Here is a 23,110-nt window from a genome sequence, read left to right on the forward strand (position 1 = left end):
GCCTCGAAAGCCCCCGGCTGGCTACGCTCCCGCGGACCACGCTGTGCTCCTCGCCTCGGTCGCTCCGCTCCCTCGCCTGCGGTCCTTGCTAGGAAAGACGGCCCTCCTCGCTCCGTTCGTCAGCTGCGACTTCCGAGGTTCGCGTCGCTGTGCTCGCCTCACCGGGTCCGGGATTCGCGTACCCACCCTGCCCCTTTCAGTTCCACCCGACCGCACTGCGCCTCACCCTCCCCAGCCTCCTGCGCTTCTCGCTCCCTGCGGTCGCTGCGATGCTCGTCTTACCTCGGAGCGAGCGCGAGGAGCGCAGCGGTCGCACCGAGCCGACAGCGCGGGGGCTTTCGGAGTCGTCAGCGTCGAGGCAAAACCGACGTGACGACGACCGTCACGCCAAACGACAGGTCCCGAGAAAAATCGGCAGTCCCGGAACACCTTTCCCCGAAACCGTCGACAGCACAGCCATGATAGACGAGACGGTCGAGGAGATCCGCGAGATGCAGACGCACTCCTCGTCGGTCGTCGCCGTGAAGGCCGCCCGCGCCCTCCGGGAACTCGTCGAACGCGAGTACGCCACCCTCGACGAGTTCGAGCGGGACCTCGACCACAACGCCGGCGCGCTCCGCCGGGCCAACCCCTCCCACGCCTCGCTCCACAAGGCGATGCGCGAGGTATCCGACGCCGTTCTGGGGGAGGCCGAGACGGTCGGCGGCGCGAAGGAACTGCTCGACGCGGCCGTCCAGCGGACGACCGAGCGCATCGAGACCGGCAAGCGGGAGGCCGCGGCAAACGCGGCCGAGACGTTCGAGGACGGCGAGACGTTCCTCACGCACGACTACTCATCGACGGTGCTGGAGGCGGTCGAATCGGCGGCGGCCGGCGGCAACCACATGACCGCTTACGTCACCGAGGCGCGACCGCGATACCTCGGCCGTAAAACCGCCCGCGCGCTCGCCGCGATGGACCGGGTCGACCCGCACCTCTCGGTCGACGGAGCCGCGGGCTACTACCTCGACGAGTGCGACCGCGTCGTCATCGGGATGGACTGCATCGTCGGCAACACGCTGTACAACCGCGTCGGCACGTTCCCCATCGCCGCCGCCGCGGCCGAGGTGGGCGTCCCGGTGGTCGTCGTCGGCTCCGGCGCGAAAGTCATCGAGGACGGGTTCGTCTTCGAGAACGAGTTCCGCTCGCCGAGCGAGGTGATGCTCGAACCGGCGGAGGGCATCCGACTCGAGAACCCGGCCTACGACGCGACGCCGACGGACCTCGTCGACGCGGTCATCACCGACCAGGGCGTCCGGGAGCTCTGAGTTCGGTCGGTACCACAGTCACGCGGAACCAAACCGCCGAACCGAAACGCCGCGTCAGGGTGCGACCCACTCGCCGGACTCGTCGCTCCGCTGGACGGCCGAGAGCAGCTTCTGGACCTCGAACGCCTCGTCGAACGAGGGCGAGAACGCTTCGCCCTCGCGCACGGCGGAGAGGAACTCGTAGTTCTCGTGGACGAACGTGTGCTCCCAGCCGAGCACGTGACCCGGCGGCCACCAGGCGTCGACGTACGGGTCGGACTCCTCGGTGACGAGCACGGTCTCGTACCCGCGCGCGTCGCCCGTCAGCACCTCCAGTTCGTTCAGCCGTTCGAGCGAGAACCGGATCGAGCCCTCGGTGCCGTGGACCGCGATCGAGTGGTCGTTCTTGTGGCCCTGCGCGACGCGCGAGCCCTCGAACGTCCCCGTCGCGCCGTTCTCGAAGGCCACCTGCGCGGAGTAGGCGTCGTCGACCGTGACCGGTTTCATCTCGCCGGAGTCGGGCGCGGGACGCTCCTCGGTGAACGTCCGCAGGTGACCCGACAGCCGGTCGACGTCGCCGACGCGGTCGCCGACGAGGAACCGCGCGAGGTCGAGCGAGTGGGCGCCGATGTCGCCGAGCGCGCCCGACCCCGCCAGGTCGGCGTCCATCCGCCAGGCCCACGGCGCATCGGGGTCCGAGAGCCAGTCCTGGAGGTAGCGCGCGCGGACCTGCCGAATCTCGCCGAGTTCGCCGGCCTCGACGAGCCCCTTCGCGTACCTGATCGCCGGGACGAAGCGGTAGTTGAACGCGCAGCCAGCGACCGCCTCGCTGGCGTCCGCCGCGTCGCGCAGTTCCCTGGCCCCGTCCAGCGTCGGCGCGAGCGGCTTCTCACACAGGACGTGCGTGCCGGCCTCCAGCGCCGCGACCGACGGCTCGACGTGCAGGTGGTTCGGACCGAGGTTGTAGAATGCGTCCACCTCGTCGACGACGTCGCGCCAGTCGGTCGCGGTGTGCTCGAAGCCGAACCGGTCGGCGGCGTCGGCGAGCGCGTCCTGGTCCCGCCCGATCAGCGTGTGCCGGACGACGTCGGGTGCGTCCGGGAAGAACATCGGAAGCCTGGCGAGCGCGTTCGAGTGCGCCTTGCCCATGAACCGGTAGCCGAGCATGCCGACGGTGAGTGGGTCGTTCATGCGGTACCCTCGCCTCGGGTGAACCGGGTCGTGTGGTAAATATCTGTGTTCATGTGGTCACTCCGTCCAGTGTGCCTCGCCCGGCGTCGTCTCGAAGACGGCACGCCCGAGCAGGTCGACCGCCTTCTCCAGCCCCTCCCGCGAGGAGGTCAGCGAGTCCTCGTGTTCGATCGAGAGCGCGCCGTCGTAGCCGACCATCCGGAGCGTGGAGACGACGTCCTTCCAGTGTTCTTCCCCGTGGCCGTAGCCGACCGAGCGGAAGATCCAGGAGCGGTCCGCCTCCGCCAGGTAGTCCGTCGTGTCGAGGACGCCCTTCTCGCGAGCGTTCTCCTCGTACACGCGCGTGTCCTTCGCGTGAACGTGGTGGATCGCGTCCCGCTCGCCGAGCAGCCGGATGGCGGCGGTGACGTCGATGCCCTGCCAGTAGAGGTGTGAGGGGTCGAAGTTCGTGCCGATCCGGTCGGAGGTACGCTCGCGCAGTTTCAGCATCCCGTGAGGCTCGTAGACGAGCATGTTCGGGTGCATCTCGATGCCGACGTCGACGCCGTGCGCCTCGGCGTGTGCGCCGACCTCGGACCAGTACTCCTCGGCCACCTCCCACTGGTACGCCAGCGCGTCGGCGTGCTCGGTCGGCCACGGGGCAGTGATCCAGTTGGGAACCTCGTCGTTCGGCCCGCCCGCCGGCAGTCCGGAGAAACAGGTGACCGTGCCCACGTCGAGTTCGGCGGCGAGTTCGATCGCCTCGCGCAGTTCCCGGTCGGCCTCGCTCGCCGTCTCCCCGTCCGGGTGGAGCGGGTTGTTGTGGGTCGCGAGGGCGCTCACGCGGAGGTCGTGGTCGGCCAGGTCCGAACGAAGCGACTCCCTGGCCTCCCTGCTCTCGAGCAGTCTCTCGCGGTCGGCGTGTCCCTGTCCCGGGTGTCCACCGACGCCGAGTTCGACCGCGTCGACGCCGAGCCCCGACAGGTATTCGAACGCGTCAGGTCTCGACTCGGTCCCGAGTGGAACCGTCAACACTCCGATGTCCATGGTCGTGATTGTACTACGGTCCGAATAAACGCTCGGGCGGGGGCAGGAACGACGAGCAGCGCGGAACGAACTGAAAACGGGGTCGGGACCGACCGCCGGTGGGGCCGGGGCGGAACCTAGTCGACCTGTGCGGCCTCGACTGGCTCCCGCGCAGCCGGCACGTCCTCGCTGTGGAGTTGCACGGCCTGACCGGTCTCGCTCGAACGGTAGATCGCGTCGATGATGCGCTGGACGACGAGCGCCTGCTGGACCGTGTTGCGCTCGGGTGGTTCCCCGGCTTCGACCGCCCTGATGAACGCGGCCTGCTCGGCCTGGTGGGTGTCGACCTCCCGGGTGGAGACCTCCGTGTTCGTGAGGTGGTGGCTGCCGCCCGTCCCCGACTCGTAGAGGGTGAGTTCCCCGGTCTCCCGGTCGAGGTGTGCGCCGCCCTCCGTGCCGCGCACGTAGAAGTCGTTCGACGGCGGCCGGTTCGTCGCCCACGCGGCTTCGAGGCTGAGCGTCTCGTCATCGGTGCCGCGGACGAACGCGGAGACGGAGTCGTCGACGTCGAACCCGTCGGGGCCGTCGTCCTCGCCCCACATGTCGACGTAGGCGTACTCCTCCCGGTTCCCGAACTCCGACCGCGTCGTGCCCGTGACCTCCTCGACGTCCGGGAAATCGAGGAAGTGCATCGCCAGGTCGATGGCGTGGACACCGACGTCGATGAGCGCGCCCCCGCCCGAGGCCCCCTTCGACGTGAACCACGACCCTCGACCCGGGATCCCGCGCCGTCGGACGAAGTTCGCCTCGACGTGGCGGACGTCGCCGAACCGTCCCTCCTCCCGGTAGTGTGTGAGTACCTCGGCCGCGGCGGCAAAGCGGTTGTTGAACCCGACCATGCAGAACCCCTCGGCGGTCTCGGCCGCGGCGGCGATGGCCTCGGCCGAGTCGAGCGTGTGCGCGAGCGGCTTCTCGAGCAGGACGTCCAGCCCCGCTTCGAGCGCAGAGACGGCGTACTGCTCGTGGAACCGGTTCGGCGTCGTCACGAGAACGGCGTCGACCCCGTCGTACAGGTCCGACTCGTCCGCGAACGTCTCGGCCGCGAACCGTTCGGCGAACTCAGCTCTCGCGCCGGCGTCGACGTCCATCCCGCCGACGAGCGTCGCGTCCCCCTCGGTCAGGCGTTCGGCGTGATACGTTCCGATCCCCCCGAGTCCGATAATGCCGATCCTGACGCTGCGGTCCCGAGTCATAGGACCGTCCTACCTGTTCCGTTTCCATAAATCCGCCGGATGGTCGGGCGCGGCGTCCGTTGGTTGGGGATTTGTTACGGCTTGGGGTATCGGGGGCGCTTCTGTGACGCGATTTCGGACCGCTGTTCCTCGGAGAGTGAGACGTCCAGCGCGCCGAGGTCGTCACGCAACTGCGTACTGGATTTCGGCCCGATGATGGGTGCCGTGACGACGTCGCGGTCGAGCAGCCACGCGAGCGCGACCTGCGCGGGCGTGGCATCCTCCTCGGCCGCCACCGACCGGATCGCGTCGAGGACCGCCCAGTTCTCGTCCGTGAAGTAGGACCGCACCGACTCGGAGGCCGCGCCGCGCGTTCCCTCCGCGGGGCCGCTGTCCCGTTCGTACTTGCCGGTCAGGAACCCGCCGGCGAGCGGTGACCACGGGATGACGCCGAGCCCCTCTCCCTCGGCGACGCGGAGCATGTTCTCCTCCTCGTGGCGGGCGACCGCCGAGTACTCCGGCTGGATGCAGACGAACCGGCCGTAGTCCTCGACGTCGCTGGCGTAGAGCGCCTTCGTCAGCCGGTAGGCAGTCATTGTCGAGGCGCCGACGTAGCGGACGTGGCCGGATTCGATCAGGTGGTCGAGCGCGTCCAGCGTCTCCTCGATGGGGGTCGTCTCGTCCCACCGGTGGAGCTGGTAAAGGTCGACGTACTCCACGCCGAGCCGGTCCAGGCTCGCCTCGCACTGGTCGATGACGTGCTTCCGCGAGAGTCCGCCGCCGTTCGGTCCCTCGCGCATGTCGCCGTACACCTTCGTCGCCAGGACGAGTTCGTCCCGGTTCGTCGAGTCGATCGCCTCGCCGACGATCTCCTCGCTCTCGCCGGTCGAGTAGACGTTCGCGGTGTCGAGGAAGTTGATGCCCGCGTCCAGCGCCTCGTGGATGAGGTCCACGCTGGCCGCGCGGTCGTTCATCATCCACGGCTGCTCGGAGCCGAAGTTCATGCAGCCGAGACAGAGCCGGGAGACCTCCAGCCCAGTCCGGCCGAGCGTGGTGTATCGCATCTCGGTCGTGCTCGCAATTCTTGCCAGCCCACGCATAAGCGTGCGGGAACTGGTTTCGCGGTCACCCAGTCGGCGGCACGGACCGATAAGGGTGGCTGCAAGACCGACCGTGGTCGGGGTGGATTCACGATTGCTCCCGGTCAGGGTAGCTCGAAACCGTCCGAGGGCGCGTGAGCCGTTCACACGTCGACGCGGCCGGCAAAGACAATCCTTAAACGCCGCGCGGAAGATTCTCGGGACATGGCTGGAACCATCGAAGTGCTCGTCCCCGGTGGCGAGGCCAACCCGGGTCCGCCCCTCGGACCCGAGCTTGGCCCGACTCCGGTGGACGTGCAGGCGGTCGTCGGCGACATCAACGACCGGACCGCCGCGTTCGACGGCATGGAAGTGCCCGTCACCGTGGAGTACGACGACGACGGGTCGTTCACCATCGACGTCGGCGTCCCGCCGACGTCCGAACTGATCAAGGACGAGGCCGGCTTCGAGACCGGCTCGGGCGAACCCCACGAGAACTTCGTCGCCGACCTCTCGGTCGAGCAGCTGAAGAAGGTCGCCGAACAGAAGCAGTCCGACCTGCTCGCCTACGACGTGAAGAACGCGGCCAAGGAGGTCGCCGGCACCTGCGTCACGCTCGGCGTCACCATCGAGGGCGAGGACGCGCGCACCTTCAAGGAGCGCGTCGACTCGGGCGAGTACGACGACGTGCTCGGCGCCGAAGAGGCGGCGGCCTGATTTCGGACGACGTTCGACCACCTCCTTCACGTTCTCGACCCGGTAGCGGACGCGCCGTTCGCCGAGGGACTTCCCGTGAGGGTGGCACGCACGCGGTCGGCGCTTCGGAGGCCTTAAGTGTCGCTTGGCCGTCCTTCACGGTGAGACAGGCCTACGCCTGTTTCACTGACCCGTAGGAGCATTCCTGCGTACTACGGAGGTGAAAGATGGCAGATTCAATCGAGGACGCAGTATCCCAAGCGCTGGAGGACGCCCCACCTCGCAACTTCCGCGAGACCGTGGATTTGGCGATCAATCTCCGCGACTTGGATCTCAACGACCCGTCGAATCGAGTCGACGACGAGGTTGTCCTACCGAGCGGTACCGGCCAGGACACCAGAATCGTCGTCATCGCGGAGGGCGAGACCGCCCTCCGCGCGGAAGACGTCGCGGACGACGTACTGTCCGGGGACGACCTGCAGGACCTCGCAGGCGAGGAGAACGAGGCCAAGGATCTCGCCGATGAAACGGACTTCTTCATCGCCGAGGCCGACATGATGCAGGACGTCGCGTCCAACCTCGGGCGCATTCTGGGGCCGCGCGGCAAGATGCCGACGCCGCTCCAGCCCGACGACGACGTCGTCGAAACCGTCAACCGCATGAAAAACACCGTCCAGCTCCGCTCGCGCGACCGGCGCACGTTCCACACGCGCGTCGGCGCACAGGACATGTCCGCCGAGGACATCGCCAGCAACGTCGACGTCATCATCCGTCGGCTGGAGGCGGACCTCGAGAAGGGGCCGCTCAACCTGGACGGCGTCTACGTCAAGACGACGATGGGCCCGTCCGTGGAGGTGCCCGTCTGATGAGTTCGAGCGAACCGCGCAAGACGGAGACGATTCCCCAGTGGAAGCGCGAGGAGGTCGAGGAGCTCGTCGAGTTCCTCGAACGCTACTCCTCGGTCGGCGTCGTCGGCGTGACCGGCATCCCGAGCCGGCAGCTGCAGGCGATGCGCCGCGACCTCCACGGGAACGCGGAACTCCGCATGAGCCGGAACACGCTCTCGGCCCGCGCGCTCGAGGAGGTCGACGACGGCCTCGAGGAGCTCGTGGACCACGTGACCGGCGAGGTCGGACTCATCGGGACCAACGACAACCCGTTCGGGCTGTTCAAGCAGCTCGAAGCGTCGAAGACGCCCGCGCCGATCAACGCGGGCGAGGTCGCTCCGAACGACATCGTCATCCCCGAGGGCGACACCGGCGTCGACCCCGGCCCGTTCGTCGGGGAGCTCCAGCAGGCCGGCGCCGACGCGCGGATCCAGGACGGCTCCATCCAGGTGCTGTCCGACTCGACCGTGCTGGAGGAGGGCGAGGTCGTCGACGACACGCTCGCCGGCGTGCTCACGGAGCTCGGCGTCGAGCCGAAGGAGGTCGGCTTGGACCTGAAGGCCGTCTTCTCCGAGGGCGTGCTGTTCGAGCCGGACGAACTGGCCATCGACGTGGACCAGTACCGCTCGGACATCCAGTCGGCCGCCGCGGCCGGACGGAACGTCTCGGTCAACGCCGCGTACCCGACGACCCGCACGGCCGGCGCGCTGCTCGGCAAGGCAGCCGGCGAGGCGAAGTCGGTCGGGCTCCAGGCGGCCATCGAGGACGAGGAGCTCATGCCCGATCTCGTCTCCCGCGCCGACGCGCAGCTTCGCGCGCTCGCCGCGACCATCGACGACGAGGAGGCGCTCCCGGAGGAACTCCAGGGCGCCGAGGCGCCGAGCCAGCCCGCCACGGACGCCGACGAGGACGAACAGACTGACGACGAGGACACGGAAGCCGAGGCCGACGCCGAGGAGCCCGACGACGATGACGACGACGAGGGCGACGCCGGCGAGGGTCTGGGCGCGATGTTCGGATAACGACGACGACGGAGATTCACAACAATGGAATACGTTTACGCTGCACTCATCCTGAACGAGACGGACGAAGAGATCAACGAGGACAACGTCACGGCGGTGCTCGAGGCCGCCGGCGTCGACGTCGAGGAGTCCCGCGTCAAGGCGCTCGTCGCCGCGCTGGAGGACGTCGACATCGAGGAGGCCATCGAGACGGCCGCCGCCGCGCCCGCAGCGGGTGCCGCGGGCGGCGCCGCCGGTGGCGCCGAGGAGGCCGACGAGGACGAGGAAGAGGAGGCCGAGGAGGCCGACGCCGAGGAGGAGGAAGCCGGCGACGACGACGACGAGGAAGCCTCGGGCGAGGGCCTGGGCGAGCTGTTCGGCTGAAGCGGCACCCGGTCGCCGCTGAAGTGTTCGGCTGAAGCGGCACTCGACACCCGAAAACCGATTTTCTTCGCGTTCGACGACCACCAGCGGCGAGGCCGAACGCTTATATCCGAAAGCGGGACCACTCCGCCGCGATGGTTCCCGCCCTCCCCCCGGCGACGCTGCTGCCGCTCGCGTACACCCTCGCCGGCTGCGGGCTCGGCACGGTGAGCGGCCTGCTCCCGGGTCTGCACGCGAACAACTTCGCGCTGTTGCTGGCAGCGACGGCTCCGGCGCTCGACGCGCCGCCGCTCGCGCTCGGCTGTGCGATGCTCTCGGCGGGGCTCGTTCACACGTTCCTCGACGTGGTGCCGGCGCTCGCACTCGGCGTTCCCGACGCCGCGATGGCCGCCAGCGCGTTACCGGGACATCGCCTCGTGATCGAGGGGCGGGGACGCGAGGCGCTCCGACTGTCCGTGGTCGGCAGCGGGAGCGCAGTCCTGCTGGCCGTCCCAGTGGCAGTGCCGCTCACCGCCGCGATGGAGGTCGCGTACCCGACGCTTCGCGGCTGGCTGCCGGTGCTCCTCGTCGGCGTCCTGATCGCGCTCCTCCTGACGGAACCGTCGTGGATGGCACGCGGCGCGGCCGCCGTCGCCGTCGCGCTTGCGACTGGCCTCGGCACCGTCACACTGGAGATGACACCGTCCGGACCGCTTCCGGCCGGCGGGGTGCTCGCGCCGCTGTTCGCCGGGCTGTTCGGGGCACCGATCCTCCTCGACGCGCTAGACGGCGGAGGAATCCCGCCACAGGCCGACGCCAGAATCGCGCTGGAGCGACGTGCGACCGGCGTCGCCGCCGTCGCCGGCACCGGCGCGGGTGCGGCGGTCGGCTACCTGCCGGGCGTCTCCGCTGGCGTCGCGTCGACGCTCGCGCTGCCGTTCGCCGGCGGCGACGACCCTGCGAGGGAGTACCTCGTCGCCACGAGCGGCGCGAACACCGCGACCGCCGTCTTCGCGCTGTTCGCGTTCACGGCGCTCGGGACGCCGCGGTCGGGCGTCCTCGTGGCGATGTCGGACGTCGGCGTTCCGGCCAGGCTCCCGCCGCTGCTGGTGTCGGTCGCCGTCGCGGCAGCCGTCGGCGTGGCGGGAGTGCTCGTCCTCGGCGACGCGGCGCTGCGAGCGGTCGGCCGCCTGAACCAGCGGGCACTCGTCGGCTGCGTGCTGGTCGGCCTCGTACTCCTCTCCTGGGGGTTTGCCGGCGGAACCGGAATCGTCACCTTCGCGTCCGCGACGGTCGTCGGCTTCGTGCCGTCGAGACTCGGGTGTAAGCGAGTCCACCTGATGGCAGTGCTCGTCGGGCCGCTCGCGCTGGGATCCTGATCACCGGAGGGCGGTGAAAGACAACCGTTAAAAGCCGCGCGCCGGTCCGTGTAGGTATGAGCGAGGCAGAGCAGGCGTCCGAACGACGCTGCGTCTCCTGTGGCGTCAACGTCGCGGGCATGAGCGCGGCGGCGTTCAAGTGCCCGGACTGTGGCACCCGCATCTTCCGCTGTGCGAAGTGCCGGAAGCAGAGCAACCTCTACGAGTGTCCCGACTGCGGCTTCCGGGGGCCCTGACATGGGGAAGGTCGCGGCCAAGATGAAGGTCATGCCGGACAGCCCGGAACTCGACCTCGACGACCTGCAGGACAAACTCGAGGCGTCCCTCCCCGAGGGTGCCGAGATCCGGACGGTCGACCGCGAGGAGGTCGCGTTCGGGCTCGTGGCGATGCTCCCGATGGTCGTCGTCCCCGACGGCTCCGGCGGCACCGAGGCCGTCGAGGAGGCGTTCTCGCAGGTCGAGGGCATCGAGAGCGTGAAGGTCGAGGAAGTCGGTCGACTGTAACCGGAACGGCTTTTCCGATTTCGCAGGGGTTCGAGCGGCGCCGGCGGCGATTCGTCACCAGTGGGACGTTCACACCGTTACGATTCGAAACGAAACCGGCTGACCGCGTCCCGGTCGGTCCCGATTCCGTGGGAACGTTTAAGCCACGGGGGCGGCCAGTGTTCGCCAGACGTTATCATGGGGCTGTACGAGCGCATCCTGGTTCCGACGGACGGCTCGGACGGCGTCGAACGCGCCATCCAGCACGCGGTCGATCTCGCCGTGGACCACGGCGCGACCCTCCACGCGCTCTACGTCGTCAACTCCGCGTCCTACGCAGGCATGCCGATGGAGTCCTCCTGGGAGGGGATCGACGACATGCTACGGGCCGACGCCGAGGACGCCGTCTCGATGGTGGAGGCGGTCGCCGACGACTTCGACGTGCCGGTCGAGACGGCGATCCTCGACGGGAGCCCCAGCAAGGAGATCGTCCGCTACGCCGAATCCGAGGGCTGTGACCTCGTCGTCATGGGGACCCACGGCCGCGGCGGCATCGATCGACTGTTGCTCGGCAGCGTGGCCGAGAAGGTCGTCCGTAGCTCGTCGGTCCCCGTCCTGACGGTCCGGGTCGACGGCTGAGTCTCGGACCGGCCATCAGCTTCCGGCCGGCCGGAGATGCTCGCAGTCGCCCGCCGTCACCCGGACCTCGCCGTCCTCCGTTTCGACGACGAGCGTGCCCGGGAAGGCGACGTCGACCGCTTCCCCCTCGATGACACCGCCGGGCGTCTCCACTCTCACGTGCCGTCCGAGCGTGACGGCGTGCTCCCGCCAGGCCGGCATGACGGCCGCCGGATCGGTCGTCAGCGCCTCGAACTCCTCGAGCACGCGCTGGACCAGGACTCGCCTGTCGACGTCGCTCCCGAGTTCCGTCGAGAGGCTCGTCGCGGCAGCGTCGGCAGGGAGCGCGTCGGGGTCGACGTTCGCGTTCAGGCCGATGCCGACGACGAGCCACGAGACGCGGTCCGCCTCGCCGCTCATCTCGGTCAGGATGCCACAGAGCTTCCTGCCGCCTCGCGCCTCCGGACCGGGAACCAGCACGTCGTTGGGCCACTTGATCCGGGCGTCGACGCCGGCCTCGCGGCAGGCTCTCGTGACGGCGACGGCGGCGGCGAGGGTGAACGCCGGCGCGTGTGCGGGCGGGACGTCCGGTCTGACCGCCAGCGAGAGCCAGACGCCGCCCGCGGGGGACCGCCACTCACGGTCGAGGCGTCCGCGGGACGCCGTCTGCTCCTCGGCCAGCACGACCACGTCGCCGTCGCCGGACGTCGCGAGCTCTCGGGCGCGGTCGTTCGTCGAGTCGAGTCGGTCGTGGAACTCGACGGCGTAGGGCGCGTCGAGCCCGAACGCGACGCCGGGCCCGTTGTACGGGGGAGCGCCGGTGACGGCGTAGCCGCCCTCCCCGCTCTCGACGTCGAACCCGGCCTCCCGGAGCGCCTCGATGTGCTTCCAGACGGCCGCACGGGAGACGTCGAGTTCGGTTGCGATCGCCGGCCCCTCGACCGGCCCGTCGGCCAGCGCGTCGAGGAGCACCCGACGCGTCGCCGGGAGTTCACCCCCCGTCATCAGTCGTTCGCCGTCGCCCCCTTGCCGTCCACGGTGATGACGGTCGCGTCGAGCTTCTCCCGGAGATACGACTCCACGTCCGGGTCGGAGAACAGTCGCTGGAGGGTCCGTCGCCACCGACTCGCCTGCTTGGCCCCGATGACGACCATGTCGGCAGCCTCGGCGGCGACCTCGTCGAGGATCGTCTCCTCGACGAGGAACCCCTTCCGGACGACGTAGCGCGCCGAGGGAATCGACCCGAACTCCCGCTGGACTGCCCGCTTGAGGTCCGTCCACGTCACCTCGCTGCTGTTCTGGTACAGGTCGACGTGGAGGATGGTGAGCGTGGCGTCACGCTCCTCGGCGATGCGAATCGCCTCCGTGAGCGTGGCTTTCGAGTGCTTCGAGAGCGGGTACCGGACCGGAACGACCACCAGCGTCATTGAGTCTACTGAGTGACCGAACGACTAAACGCTACTCCTCGGTCGGCTCGGTGGCGGCCGTTTCTGCCGATTCCCCGCCCGCGGTCGCCGCGGTCCCGTCCTCTTCGGTCGCGGTCGACACCCGCGTGATCCGTCCATCCACGGTCGGGTCGAGTCCGGCGTCCCGGATGTACTCGGCCAGCGCCTCGTGCTGGATCCCGTGCTCGCCGGCCCGGTGCCGTTGCCCGATGGCGGGAAACTCGTGGTCCGAGTGGAGGATGTACTCCGGCGTCGCTACCAGATACGTCGCGTCCGGGTCGACGGACTCGCCGTCGACGCGCGCCTCCCGGAGTTCGCGCTCGGCGTCGTCCCAGACGACGCGCGCGCCGCTGACGTGGCCGTGCCACCAGTCGGGTTCGCCGAAGTCGACGACCGCGGCCGACATCTGGCGGAACGCGTCGCGGAGTTCCGCGCCGGTGACCTCGGCGGTCACGATCGGTTCCTCGAACGGGATGGTGCTGACCAGATCCGCGAGCGTCACGTCGCCGGCGAGCTCCTCGCCCAGCCGGATGCCGCCTGAGTTCTGGAGCCCCACGTCGGCATCGGCCGCGTGCCGGTAGGCGTCGGCGACGAGGTTGCCGATCCGCGACTCGCCGCCGTGAATCGTCGCCTCGGTTCGCCGGATGGGCTCGGCCGCGTGGCCGACGACCTCATCGAGGCCGGCGGACTCCATCCGCCGGCCGAGCGCGTCCGCGAGGCGGTCGTTCACGGGCCACTCGCCGGGGTCGTGTCGCCTGACCGACGCGCCGTCGTCGGTCACCTCGACTTCGAGCACGGTCCCGCCGTTGACGCCGGGCCGCGTGCAGAGGACGCCGTCGACGCGGTCGACCCGTTCGGTGTGGACGTGGCCCCCGAGGACGAGATCCACGTCGGCCCGGCGCGCGAGGTCGTCGTCGCCGCCGCCGAGATGCGACACCGCGACGACGTGGTCGACGCCCGCGGACCGGAGCGCGGTCGCCGCGCGCGCTGCCGCCTCGTAGGGGTCGGTGAAGGTGAGGTCCGCGGCCATCGGGTTGAGCGAGTCGGTCGCGGGGTCGGTGACGCCCAGGAAGCCGACGTCGACGCCGCCGACCGTCTCGACGGTCCACGGGACGACGCCCTCGGACGCCGCGAACGGCTCCTCGTCGTCGGGGTCGTCGTACACGTTCGCGCTCACCCAGGTCTGGGGGGAGTCGGCGACGATCTCCCGCGTCGCGTCGGGGCCGAAGTCGAAGTCGTGGTTGCCGAACGTCTCGACGGCGGTGTCGACGGCGGCGAAGAAGTCCAGCGCCTGGCGACCGCGCGCGACGAGCGCCAGGACGCCCGGCGCGGTGTCGTCGCCGGCGCCGACGACCAGCGCGTCGGGGCCGTCGAGGTCGGCGATGCAGGCGGCCAGCCGGCCCGCCCGTTCGGGGTCGTCATAGACGTTTTCGACGTCGGAGTAGTGGAGAAGGCGAACCATCTGGAGGTGCCCGGTCGTCCCACCGCGCGGACAAAACGCCATCGGGACGGGACGGGGTTGCCGGTGTCGGGTCATCGCGGTTCTCGCCGTCGGGTCCCGATGCCGGCGAATCGACCCGATTCAGGGGAACGGGTGGAACGCGCGGTCCGGCCGCGGCTCGAACCCCATCGACGCCGCGACCCGCCCGAGCCGGTCACCGAAGAACGGCTCGCCCGTGAACAGCGGCTGTGCCGCCGGCACGAGCACGCGGACGCCCTCGAAGCCCAGCTTCGCCACGTCACGCGTGGTCAGCCGGGCGGCGTACGCGTCCAGCCCCGCGTCGTCGAGTCGCCCGAGCACTGTCTCCAGTTCCGCGGTCCCGGATGCCGGCTCGCCGACGTCGCCCGCGGGAATCGTCGCGGACGGGTCGACGAACGACCGTGCCTCCCCGGGGAACTCGGCGTACGTGCCGATGGCTCCCTCCTCGTCGGCCGCCTGCTCGGTGCCCATCGCGCGCAGTTCCATCCAGTTCTGGAGCGCCTCCGCGGCCGCGTCGGCGGCGGCCGCGCCCGCGTCCAGGTCCGCCGCCGACCCCGCCGCGAACCGCGGCCAGTCCCCATCGCGGTGGACGGCGGCTCCGACCACGGGAACGTCGACGTCCTGGGTGAGCAGCAGCGGCGTGACGTCGAGGTCCTCCGCGCGAGCCCGGGATTCGACCGCCTCGAAGCGCTCGTCGGCGACCTCGAGCCCCAGCGGCTCGAACGTGGAGTACCAGGCCAGCATCGTCGCGTCCCGCTCGATCACCTCGTAGAGCCCCGACAGCACCGCCTCGACCGTCGAGTTCCCGAGTCCGAGTCCCGTCGTGATCGGCGGCTTGAACCGGGACTCGGGCGGCGGGAAGTGGACGAACTCGGCCGGGAGCGACACCTGCTCGTCGGCCCGCAGGTCGAGCCCCCGGACCCACTCGACGTGTTCGTCCGGGTCCGGCGACGCGGCCGATTCGGGCCGGACGAAGCGGTCCACCGGGACGGCGTCGATGACGCCCTGGGTCGGCGCGGAGCGGAGCGCGTCCGTCCGATACACGCCGGCGCAGTACCGCTCCAGCGCCTCGCCGATCGCCTTCGCGTACGCGGCGTCCCAGTCGGGGGAGACGCCGGCGGCGAACTCGGCACACCGCGCGTCGGAGAACGCGGTGGTGTCGGTCGTTCGTGCGATGTAGTACGGCAGCGGGAACGACTCGCGCTCGCCCACGTCCGTGACGACGCCGAGGCGGTCGTCCACCGCGCGATCCATGCGGTTCACCGCGTCGTCGAGGTCGACCTCGCGGTGTGTGAGTTCGAGCCCGTCCGGCGCGCTCCCGCAGTCACAGTCGGGGCTTGGGAGGAAGGAGCGTTCGTGACCGGGGACCTCGAGGACCGTCCCGCCCAGTTGCTCGCCGCCGAACCCCCGGATCGCTCGCCGCCCGGCCAGTGCTCCCGCGTACCGGACTGCGCTCCTGGTTCCACGCGGCGTCGCGTCCTCGTCGGGGACGTTCGCGCGGACGCGGTCGGAGAGGCAGTCGAAACAGCCCGATCCCTCGGAGAACGTCGAAACTGTCGCGTTGAGCCCCTCGATCGGTCGTCCCCCCATCCCCCCGACTTCGATCGCGACCCAGTCGTCGATCAGTTCGTTCGCCCGCCGGAAGCGGGCGTCGCCGGTCGTCCCCGCGACCACGGCGAACTCGAACCCGTCCAGCAGGTCGACGTCCACCTCCATCACGTTGGCGTCGATGTCGGAGAAGGCGGCCCGCACCGCCGCCGCGGCGGGGTCGGGCCCGACGATTGCGATGTCCATGCGCGCCCCGTCGGGCGAAGTGGTCAAAAAGGTGGGCGTCCGTCAGGTGGCGGCTCCCGGCGTGCGGTCCGGGTGGGCGGTCGGTCGGCGGTCGGTCCGTGGTCAGTTCAGCATGCTGTGGGCGACGCCGGCCAGGCTGGCCGCGTCGGCACCGCGGAGCTTCTCGTCGCCGAGCTTCAGGCGGAGGCGCGGGCGGCCGACGTCGATGGGGACCTTCTCGGTGTCGATGAGGCCCATGTCCTCGAGGCGCGTCTTCGTCCGGGAGAACGTCGCCTTCGAGGCGATGCCCACGTCCTCGCCCCACTTGCTGATGTCGTACAGCAGCACGTCGTTTTTCGCCGCGACGAGCAGGCTGATGGTGACCTCGTCGAGCCCGTCGCCGTCGCCCCGGGCGGTTTCGAGCGACGAGAGGACCGCGTCGAAGTCGGCCTGCACGTCCTCGCCGATGTCCTCGGCGAGCGTCGAGCGGACGTGGTCGAGCGGCGGTGTCCGGAGGTTGAACGGCTCCGCCTCGGCCCACTGGTCGTGGAACGTCTCGTAGGCGTCCGCGATGAACGAGTCGTCGTCGGCCGAGAGCGCGGCGACGTGTTCGCCCGCGCGGACCAGCGCGTACAGCGAGTCCTCGCCGACCAGCAGCGTGTTGTCGGCGCCGTCCTCGAGGTTTCGGAGCGTCATGTCGCCGGCCTCGACCAGGTCGGCGGCCGCGGAGGCGACGATGAAGTCGTCCATCACGTCCTTCAGCAGCCGCTCGTCTGCCACGACGTCGAGCGCCGGCAGCTCACCGTCGTACTCCGAGCCGAGCTCCACGAGCGACGTGATCACTTCGGCCGACGGGTCGACGACCACCAGGTCGCCGTCGGTTCGTTCCAGCACCGCCCTGAGGATATCATCGGTCCCGTCTTCGAGTAAATTCGAGTCCATGCGTATACCTACAGAAGGATACGAGAGATATTTAATACTAACGGGGTTTCCCGGGAATCAAGCGCTCTCTCGACTGTTTCTAGGTAAATTCGCCATGATTTCATTTGGCACAAATTACTTGGTCGAGTCCGTGGTATCGGGTGGCATGGGTGGAACTGATTCGGATCGGAGCGCGCTCGGGAGCCGTGCGGTCGGCATCGTCGTCTCACATCCCCGGCTCGTGACGGCGCTGCTGGTGAGCCTCCTGCTGCTCGCCTCGGCCGACACGGCAGCCGCGTGGGACTCGTTCGTGACGACCCACGGCGAGGGGATCACGAACACCGGCCCCTAGTCGAGCAGCCGCTCCTCGATCTCTTCGCGCCAGCGGAGGTCACCGTCGTGGACGATCGGGTTCTCGGAGTAGGAGAGGAACTCTCGCAGCTCCGCGGCCGTGACCTCGTACTCCTCGGTCGTCCGCAGGAGGCTGCAGCCCTCGTCGTCCCGCAGGTGACAGTGGTGTGTCGCGCCCGGAAGCCTCGGCCCGTCGACGCAGTAGGTCACGGTGAACTCCTCGTCGCCGGGCTCGCCCGCGATCTCGGTATCCGGCGGCACCAGCGTGTCGGTCTGGGTGAGGACGTGGGTGCCGTCGCCGACGACCGCGTAGTCCTTCCCGGTCATGATGCGTCGCCGTGCGGCATCGAGCGCGCGCTCGATGGAGTAGCCGAGCGTCATCAGCCGCGCGAACGTCGTGCCGACCGTCGCGGCCTGTCCGTCGAGCACCTCGTCGAACGTGACCCCGCCCGCGACGCTCCCCTTCCGGACGAGCTGCTCGCCTTCCTCGTAGGAGCCGCACGCGTTGAGAAAGAACGTCTGGGCGTTCGACTCGGCCAGCGACTCGGCCGAGAAGTGGCCGTCCGCACAGCGGAGCCCGTCGGTCTCGCAGTGGCCGATGTAGTGGACGAGGTCGTGACGCTCCTCGAAGGTCCGGGCCAGTTCGGCGACGGTCAGGTGCTCGCGCACCTCGATGTCAATGTTCAACTCGGTTGCCCGCTCCTCGTAGTGGTCGGCCGCGTCGTCGTACTCCTCGCGCATCGCGCTGTCGTTCAGGACGGCGACGATGGAGATCGGCTCGCCGGCCGCGTCGAGGAACGCCGCGCGGTTCCCGTACGCCTCCGGGAGCGTCTTGAACACGTCGATGGGGACGCCGTCGGCCAGCCAGCCGTGGGTCCGACCGGGACCGAGGTTCGGGCCGACGAGGTCGACCGCGGCGACGTCGCCGGCAGCTCCCCGGTAGAACGACGAGAGCGACCTGTCGAGCCACTCGTTCTCGGCGAGTTCCTCGGCGTCCGGCAGGAACACGAACGGGAGGTCCCGGAGCAGGTGGGACAGCGTTGGAACGTGCTCGAACCGCGGTTCGACGTACATCGAGAGGTGCCACTCGGGCAGGCGTCCCGAGACCTCCTCGAACGGGGCCGACAGGAACCGGTCGACACGCGCCGGGAGCGGCAGTTCGTACGTCGCCTCGGCGTCGATGCCGAGCGCGTCGAGGTGGGTTTCCTCGTCGAGTTCGCGGCCGTGCGGGCCCGCCGACCGGACGAGACAGTCACAGAAGAACACTCGTCTGAGGAGGTCGGCGGCCGCCGTCTGGAACAGCGGGAGCCGCGGGAACTCGTGGCGTCGCTCCGGCGTGAGAAGCGCCGGGGTGGCCCCGTCCGCGACGGTCACGTCGGCACCGAGATACGAGGCGAGCGGGGCGGCGGTGACGAGCGACGACAGCTCCGCGGGGAGCCGGAGTTCCAGGTCGCTCGACTCCCGGCGGTCCCGGACGCTCCGCGGGATCGACACCGCCTCGCCGAACGCGACGTCCGGCCCTCGCCCCCGCATCGACGGAAACGTGCGATCCGGGGTCGTGGTCCGGTAGCCCGTCGGGAGCACCGAAAGCGCCGTCGCGACGCCGGAGACGGTCCGCGGGACCGTGACGGTCTCCGCGTCCGTGGCGACGCTGCTGTGAAAGCCGAGCGTGACCGGGGTCTCGCGCTCGAACGTCACGACGAGGTGTTTGTAGTCGACCCGCGACAGCGTGGCGGGTCCGTCGAACCTGAGTTCCGCCCGGATCGCGCCGCCGATCCGGAGCACGTGACGGCCGTCGGGGACCTCCACCGACCCCGACCGGCTCGTGACAGCGAGGCCGTCGCCGTCGCCGAGCGATCGGACCGTCGCGGAGTAGGGCGGGAACGTGAGCGAGCGCGTCCGACCGGAGACGACCGTCGACGGGATGCGGGACTCCTCGACGCCGAGCGCCTCCAGCGCGGCCCCGAGCGCGGGCCCGTCCGCGTCCGGGGTCCAGCCCTCCGTCCCGACCGACAGCGTCGTCTTGGCCGCGTCGGTCGCGCGGAGCCCCCCGTCGGTCGTCTCGACCTGCATCGACAGAGTCAGTGGCGGGCTGACCTGTTAAAGTGATGTCGTCGTCGCCGTATCGTCCGGGAGGGGCGGGGTTTTTGATGCTCTGCGCCGGACTCCGAACATGGAGTACCCCGAGGTCCGCGCGGTCGACCCGGAAGTCGCAGACGCCCTCGTCGGCGAGGTGGACCGACAGCGGGAGACGCTGTCGATGATCGCCTCCGAGAACCACGTGTCGAAGGCCGTCCTCGAGGCGCAGGGGAGCGCGCTGACCAACAAGTACGCCGAGGGCTATCCCGGGTCGCGCTACTACGCGGGCTGTGAGTACGCCGACGAGGTGGAGGAGCTCGCGGTCGAGCGGGCGAAGGAACTGTGGGGCGCGGAACACGTCAACGTCCAGCCCCACTCCGGGACGCAGGCGAACATGGCCGTCTACCTGGCGATGCTCGAGGCGGGCGACCGCATCCTCTCGCTGGAACTCGACCACGGCGGTCACCTCAGCCACGGCCACCCGGCGAACTTCACCGGACAGCTGTACGAGGTCGAACAGTACCAGGTGGACGCAGAGACGGGCTACGTCGACTACGAGGCGCTCGCGGAGCAGGCTGAGTCGTTCGACCCCGACGTCATCGTCTCGGGCTACTCGGCGTACCCCCGCGAGGTCGAGTGGGAGCGCGTCCAGGACGTCGCCGAATCGGTCGACGCGTACCACCTCGCGGACATCGCCCACATCACCGGTCTCGTCGCCGCCGGCGTCCACGACTCGCCGGTCGGCGTCGCGGACTTCGTCACGGGGTCGACCCACAAGACCATCCGCGCGGGCCGCGGCGGCATCGTGATGACGAGCGAGGAGCACGCCGACGCCGTCGACTCGGCGGTGTTCCCCGGCGGGCAGGGTGGCCCGCTGATGCACAACATCGCCGGCAAGGCGGTCGGGTTCAAGGAAGCGCTCCGGCCCGAGTTCGAGGAGTACGCCGAGCAGGTCGTCGCCAACGCCGGGGCGCTCGCGGACTCGTTCGCCGACAACGGCTTCGAAGTCGTCTCGGGCGGCACCGACACCCACCTCGTGCTCGTCGACCTGCGCGAGTCCCACCCGGACGTCTCCGGCGGCGACGCGGAGGACGCGCTCGCCGACGCGAACGTCGTCCTCAACGCCAACACGGTGCCGGGCGAGACTCGCTCACCGTTCGACCCGTCCGGCATCCGCGCGGGCACCCCGGGGCTCACGACCCGCGGGTTCGACGAGGACGACCTCCGGACGGTCGGGGACCTCATCCACCGGGTCGTGGACGCGGACGGCGACGAGGCGGTCCTCGCGGACGTGCGGGACCGCGTCGCCGACCTCACGGACGCGCACCCGCTGTACGAGTAAGGGAGCCCACGCCGACTAACACCACGTTCTTGCATACTCCCGTCAAATTCTAGCGGTCGGTATGCACTATCCAGAGGATACTTACGGCTCGCTGCCGCCCGTCTACACATGACCGACGTCATCGACGGCAACGCCGTCGCCGCCGAGATCCGCGAGGGCGTTGCCGGCTGCGTCGACGTGCTCGCGGGCGAGGGGGTTTACCCCGGCCTCGCCACGGTGCTGATGAGCGACGACCCGGCGAGCGAGACGTACGTCTCCATGAAGCAGCGCGACTGCGAGGAGGTCGGCATCGACGGGATCCACGTCGAGGTCGACTCCGACGCACCGGCCTCGGAGCTGTACGGGACCATCGACGGCCTGAACGACGACGACGCCGTCAGCGGCGTCCTCGTCCAGTTACCCCTCCCGGACCACGTCGACGAGCGGGAGGTCGTCCGCCGCATCGACCCCGCGAAGGACGTGGACGCCTTCCACCCCGAGAACGTCGGGCGGCTCGTCGCGGGCGACTCGCGCTTCAAGCCCTGCACCCCCCACGGCATCCAGCGTCTGCTCGCCGCGGCGGCCGTCGACCCCGAGGGCAAGGAGGCGGTCGTGGTGGGTCGGTCGGACATCGTCGGCAAACCGATCGCCAACCTGTTGTTCGGCCGCGGGGAGGGCGGCAACGCGACCACGACCGTCTGTCACTCCCGGACCGCCGACCTCGCGGAACACACCCGGCGCGCGGACGTCGTCGTCGCCGCCGCGGGCGTCCCTGAGTTCATCACCGGGGACATGCTCACGGCGGGGACGGTGGTCGTCGACGTGGGGATCAATCGGGTCGAACGCGACGGCGAGTCGACGCTCGTCGGCGACGTCGAGTACGACTCGGCCGCCGAGAAGGCGAGCGCCATCACCCCGGTCCCGGGCGGCGTCGGCCCGATGACCCGCGCGATGTTGCTGTACAACACCGTGAAGGCCGCGGGGCTGGAGGCCGGCGTGGACGTCCCGCTGCCCTGACGCCGTTCCGGAGCCGTCGTCCTCCCGATCAGTCGTCTTCCAGACCGTCGCGGGCCCGCTCGAGCGCGTCCGGGTCGTCCGTGATGAGATGCCGGCCGAGTTCGCGCGCGGCCGTCACGAGCGCGTCAGCCTCCGCCGGGTCGACGTCGCCGCCGAGGGCGTCGATCCGCTTGGCTCGTTCCCGGAGCGACCCGAGCGTGCTCCTGACAGCCGGATCCTGGTCGCCGTCCAGGAACGTCGAAACGTCCGTTCGGTACTCCAGAACGGCGGACGCGGCGGCGAGCCCGCGAGCCTCCCGCAGTCGGTCCGGCACGTCCGCGGCGGCCGGTCGCTCGCCGGTGTCGGCCGCGCGGAGCAGCGCCGTCACGTACCACTCGTCGTCGTCGGTCGGGTCCCTGAGGCGACCGTAGAGGTCGGCTGCCTGTACCAGTTCCTCGGCCGCGAGGTAGGCGTCGTCGAGCGGCTTGAGCTCGCCGCCGCGGATGAACCCGCGCTTTCGCAGATAGGCGCGACAGGCCCGTTTCACGTCGTCGGTCAACTCGCCCAGCGCCTCCTCGTCCAGCCGTGCGAGGATCGGGTCGAGTTCGAGTTCCGCGGGTGCGTCCGTGTGCCGCTTCCGTTCGCCGGTCCCGACGCTGCGCATGCTCCCGCACGCGGGACACTCGACGCTGCCCGTCTCGAAGTAGGACCACCGCGTCCCGCACTCCGTGCACTCGCGCTCGCCGCGGACCTCCATGTGACTGCGTAGCCGACCCGGCCCCAAAAACCACCCGTCACCGGACGGGACGGATCTGGCTCGCCGGGCGAGGACCGGCAGATACCCCGTGCGACCGGTCGTTTTATGCCCACGGGGCGTCCCTCCTCTGGTACCATGCAGACGGATTCCACCCCGTCGGCGGAGGATAGAGGAAGTCGCTCCCGAGCGACTGGTCGAGAAATCGGCCGACGAAACGACTGAACTCGGGGACGGCCTGGCGGCGACGGCGACCGACGGCACCGTTCTTCTCGAACTCGACGGCACCGAGCGACGGCTCTCGCGCGAGGCCGCGCGAGCGCTCCGGGACGGACTCGCCGACGCGCTGACGAGGCGACGCGAGTTCCTCCACACCGCCGGCGAACACCGCGAGGACGGCAGCTACGTGGTCGAACGTCGCGCCGCGGACTCGGCGGGACACAGCAAGGTGTTCGAACGGTTCGAGGCGCTGGAACGACTGTACGGCCGGCTCCCGGAGGAGTTCACGGCCGAGACCGTCGGCCGGAGCGGTCTGACCGGCGGTCGGCGACACATGCTCGTGCGCCACTTCGTCGAGCACCCCGCGTTCGACTGTGAACTCGTTTCCCGACAGCCCCTGACCGTCAGGAAGGCCGACCAGCAGCCCGAAGGATCCGAACCGGCGACGGAGCCCGGCACGGAGGAGGTGGACGTCGCCGGCGACTGAGCGCCGGGAGGTCGACGGGTGCGGGCGGTCGGCACGGTCCCGTGCCGGTCGACGTGGCACGGGA

At 70.0% G+C, this 23,110-nt stretch carries 24 protein-coding genes; 13 read left to right on the forward strand and 11 right to left on the reverse strand.

What is annotated here, in order from left to right; genetic code table 11:
• Positions 1-458: 458 nt before the first annotated feature.
• The gene (locus RJT50_RS08070) at positions 459-1,307 is read left to right on the forward strand and encodes an eIF2B alpha/beta/delta subunit family protein (RefSeq protein ID WP_313695754.1); all 849 of its coding nucleotides are present in this window, start codon (positions 459-461) and stop codon (positions 1,305-1,307) included.
• A 54-nt stretch (positions 1,308-1,361) separates the two neighbouring features.
• On the opposite strand, the gene RJT50_RS08075 is transcribed toward RJT50_RS08070, so the two are convergent.
• The 4 genes from RJT50_RS08075 to RJT50_RS08090 form a co-directional block, all read right to left on the reverse strand.
• Positions 1,362-2,477: a Gfo/Idh/MocA family protein gene (locus tag RJT50_RS08075; RefSeq protein ID WP_313695756.1), complete on the reverse strand. Its 1,116-nt coding sequence runs from the start codon at positions 2,475-2,477 to the stop codon at positions 1,362-1,364.
• A 57-nt stretch (positions 2,478-2,534) separates the two neighbouring features.
• Positions 2,535-3,503 carry a sugar phosphate isomerase/epimerase family protein gene (locus tag RJT50_RS08080; protein ID WP_313695758.1) on the reverse strand — a complete coding sequence of 323 codons (969 nt, stop codon included), beginning with the start codon at positions 3,501-3,503 and terminating at the stop codon, positions 2,535-2,537.
• Between the two features lie 116 nt (positions 3,504-3,619).
• Complete coding sequence (locus RJT50_RS08085) at positions 3,620-4,735, reverse strand: Gfo/Idh/MocA family protein (RefSeq protein WP_313695760.1); 1,116 nt, start codon at positions 4,733-4,735, stop codon at positions 3,620-3,622.
• A 74-nt stretch (positions 4,736-4,809) separates the two neighbouring features.
• Entirely contained in the window at positions 4,810-5,778 is a 969-nt protein-coding gene (locus RJT50_RS08090) for an aldo/keto reductase (RefSeq protein ID WP_313695761.1), read from the reverse strand.
• A 240-nt stretch (positions 5,779-6,018) separates the two neighbouring features.
• On the opposite strand from RJT50_RS08090, the gene RJT50_RS08095 reads away from it, so the two are divergent.
• The 8 genes from RJT50_RS08095 to RJT50_RS08130 all read left to right on the forward strand — a co-directional run bounded on the left by RJT50_RS08095 (position 6,019) and on the right by RJT50_RS08130 (position 11,241).
• Positions 6,019-6,510, forward strand: a complete 492-nt coding sequence (locus RJT50_RS08095) for a 50S ribosomal protein L11 (protein WP_313695762.1) — start codon at positions 6,019-6,021, stop codon at positions 6,508-6,510.
• A gap of 206 nt (positions 6,511-6,716) precedes the next feature.
• The gene (locus RJT50_RS08100; protein WP_313695764.1) at positions 6,717-7,355 is read left to right on the forward strand and encodes a 50S ribosomal protein L1; all 639 of its coding nucleotides are present in this window, start codon (positions 6,717-6,719) and stop codon (positions 7,353-7,355) included.
• Positions 7,355-8,398 (forward strand): 50S ribosomal protein L10, encoded by a 1,044-nt coding sequence (locus tag RJT50_RS08105; RefSeq protein WP_313695766.1) that lies wholly within the window; start codon positions 7,355-7,357, stop codon positions 8,396-8,398. The genes RJT50_RS08100 and RJT50_RS08105 overlap by 1 nt, the downstream gene beginning before the upstream one ends.
• A 24-nt stretch (positions 8,399-8,422) precedes the next feature.
• The gene (gene rpl12p / locus RJT50_RS08110) at positions 8,423-8,761 is read left to right on the forward strand and encodes a 50S ribosomal protein P1 (RefSeq protein ID WP_313695768.1); all 339 of its coding nucleotides are present in this window, start codon (positions 8,423-8,425) and stop codon (positions 8,759-8,761) included.
• A gap of 134 nt (positions 8,762-8,895) precedes the next feature.
• Entirely contained in the window at positions 8,896-10,119 is a 1,224-nt protein-coding gene (locus RJT50_RS08115; RefSeq protein WP_313695771.1) for a tripartite tricarboxylate transporter permease, read from the forward strand.
• A 56-nt stretch (positions 10,120-10,175) separates the two neighbouring features.
• Positions 10,176-10,355 (forward strand): HVO_2753 family zinc finger protein, encoded by a 180-nt coding sequence (locus RJT50_RS08120; RefSeq protein ID WP_313695772.1) that lies wholly within the window; start codon positions 10,176-10,178, stop codon positions 10,353-10,355.
• A 1-nt stretch (position 10,356) separates the two neighbouring features.
• Positions 10,357-10,623, forward strand: a complete 267-nt coding sequence (locus RJT50_RS08125) for an elongation factor 1-beta (protein ID WP_313695774.1) — start codon at positions 10,357-10,359, stop codon at positions 10,621-10,623.
• Between the two features lie 177 nt (positions 10,624-10,800).
• Positions 10,801-11,241 carry a universal stress protein gene (locus RJT50_RS08130; RefSeq protein WP_425499715.1) on the forward strand — a complete coding sequence of 147 codons (441 nt, stop codon included), beginning with the start codon at positions 10,801-10,803 and terminating at the stop codon, positions 11,239-11,241.
• A gap of 15 nt (positions 11,242-11,256) precedes the next feature.
• Here RJT50_RS08130 and RJT50_RS08135 read toward each other — a convergent pair whose 3' ends face one another.
• The 5 genes from RJT50_RS08135 to tbsP form a co-directional block, all read right to left on the reverse strand.
• A complete protein-coding gene (locus RJT50_RS08135) occupies positions 11,257-12,225 on the reverse strand; it encodes a biotin--[acetyl-CoA-carboxylase] ligase (RefSeq protein WP_313695776.1) in 969 nt (322 codons plus the stop codon).
• Positions 12,225-12,647: a universal stress protein gene (locus RJT50_RS08140; RefSeq protein WP_313695778.1), complete on the reverse strand. Its 423-nt coding sequence runs from the start codon at positions 12,645-12,647 to the stop codon at positions 12,225-12,227. Before RJT50_RS08140 ends, RJT50_RS08135 begins: the two co-directional genes overlap by 1 nt.
• Positions 12,648-12,678: 31 nt before the next feature.
• Positions 12,679-14,127 carry a bifunctional metallophosphatase/5'-nucleotidase gene (locus tag RJT50_RS08145; protein WP_313695780.1) on the reverse strand — a complete coding sequence of 483 codons (1,449 nt, stop codon included), beginning with the start codon at positions 14,125-14,127 and terminating at the stop codon, positions 12,679-12,681.
• Between the two features lie 120 nt (positions 14,128-14,247).
• Positions 14,248-15,939 carry a YcaO-like family protein gene (locus RJT50_RS08150; protein ID WP_313695782.1) on the reverse strand — a complete coding sequence of 564 codons (1,692 nt, stop codon included), beginning with the start codon at positions 15,937-15,939 and terminating at the stop codon, positions 14,248-14,250.
• Positions 15,940-16,041: 102 nt separating this feature from the next.
• On the reverse strand, positions 16,042-16,860 hold the full coding sequence (gene tbsP, locus RJT50_RS08155) for a transcriptional regulator TbsP (protein ID WP_425499716.1): 819 nt from the start codon (positions 16,858-16,860) through the stop codon (positions 16,042-16,044).
• Positions 16,861-17,005: 145 nt separating this feature from the next.
• On the opposite strand from tbsP, the gene RJT50_RS08160 reads away from it, so the two are divergent.
• The gene (locus RJT50_RS08160; RefSeq protein ID WP_313695784.1) at positions 17,006-17,191 is read left to right on the forward strand and encodes a hypothetical protein; all 186 of its coding nucleotides are present in this window, start codon (positions 17,006-17,008) and stop codon (positions 17,189-17,191) included.
• Here RJT50_RS08160 and RJT50_RS08165 read toward each other — a convergent pair.
• The gene (locus RJT50_RS08165) at positions 17,188-19,263 is read right to left on the reverse strand and encodes a hypothetical protein (RefSeq protein WP_313695786.1); all 2,076 of its coding nucleotides are present in this window, start codon (positions 19,261-19,263) and stop codon (positions 17,188-17,190) included. The genes RJT50_RS08160 and RJT50_RS08165 overlap by 4 nt on opposite strands.
• 100 nt (positions 19,264-19,363) lie before the next feature.
• On the opposite strand from RJT50_RS08165, the gene glyA reads away from it, so the two are divergent.
• Both glyA and RJT50_RS08175 read left to right on the forward strand, forming a co-directional pair.
• Entirely contained in the window at positions 19,364-20,611 is a 1,248-nt protein-coding gene (gene glyA, locus RJT50_RS08170; RefSeq protein WP_313695788.1) for a serine hydroxymethyltransferase, read from the forward strand.
• A 108-nt stretch (positions 20,612-20,719) separates the two neighbouring features.
• Complete coding sequence (locus RJT50_RS08175; RefSeq protein ID WP_313695789.1) at positions 20,720-21,607, forward strand: tetrahydrofolate dehydrogenase/cyclohydrolase catalytic domain-containing protein; 888 nt, start codon at positions 20,720-20,722, stop codon at positions 21,605-21,607.
• A gap of 28 nt (positions 21,608-21,635) precedes the next feature.
• On the opposite strand, the gene RJT50_RS08180 is transcribed toward RJT50_RS08175, so the two are convergent.
• On the reverse strand, positions 21,636-22,343 hold the full coding sequence (locus RJT50_RS08180) for a DUF7117 family protein (RefSeq protein WP_313695791.1): 708 nt from the start codon (positions 22,341-22,343) through the stop codon (positions 21,636-21,638).
• A 235-nt stretch (positions 22,344-22,578) separates the two neighbouring features.
• On the opposite strand from RJT50_RS08180, the gene RJT50_RS08185 reads away from it, so the two are divergent.
• Entirely contained in the window at positions 22,579-23,046 is a 468-nt protein-coding gene (locus tag RJT50_RS08185) for a DUF7528 family protein (protein WP_313695952.1), read from the forward strand.
• Positions 23,047-23,110: the final 64 nt, after the last annotated feature.

The sequence above is a fragment of the Halobaculum sp. XH14 genome (assembly GCF_032116555.1).
In the GTDB taxonomy this organism is placed as follows: domain Archaea; phylum Halobacteriota; class Halobacteria; order Halobacteriales; family Haloferacaceae; genus Halorarum; species Halorarum halobium.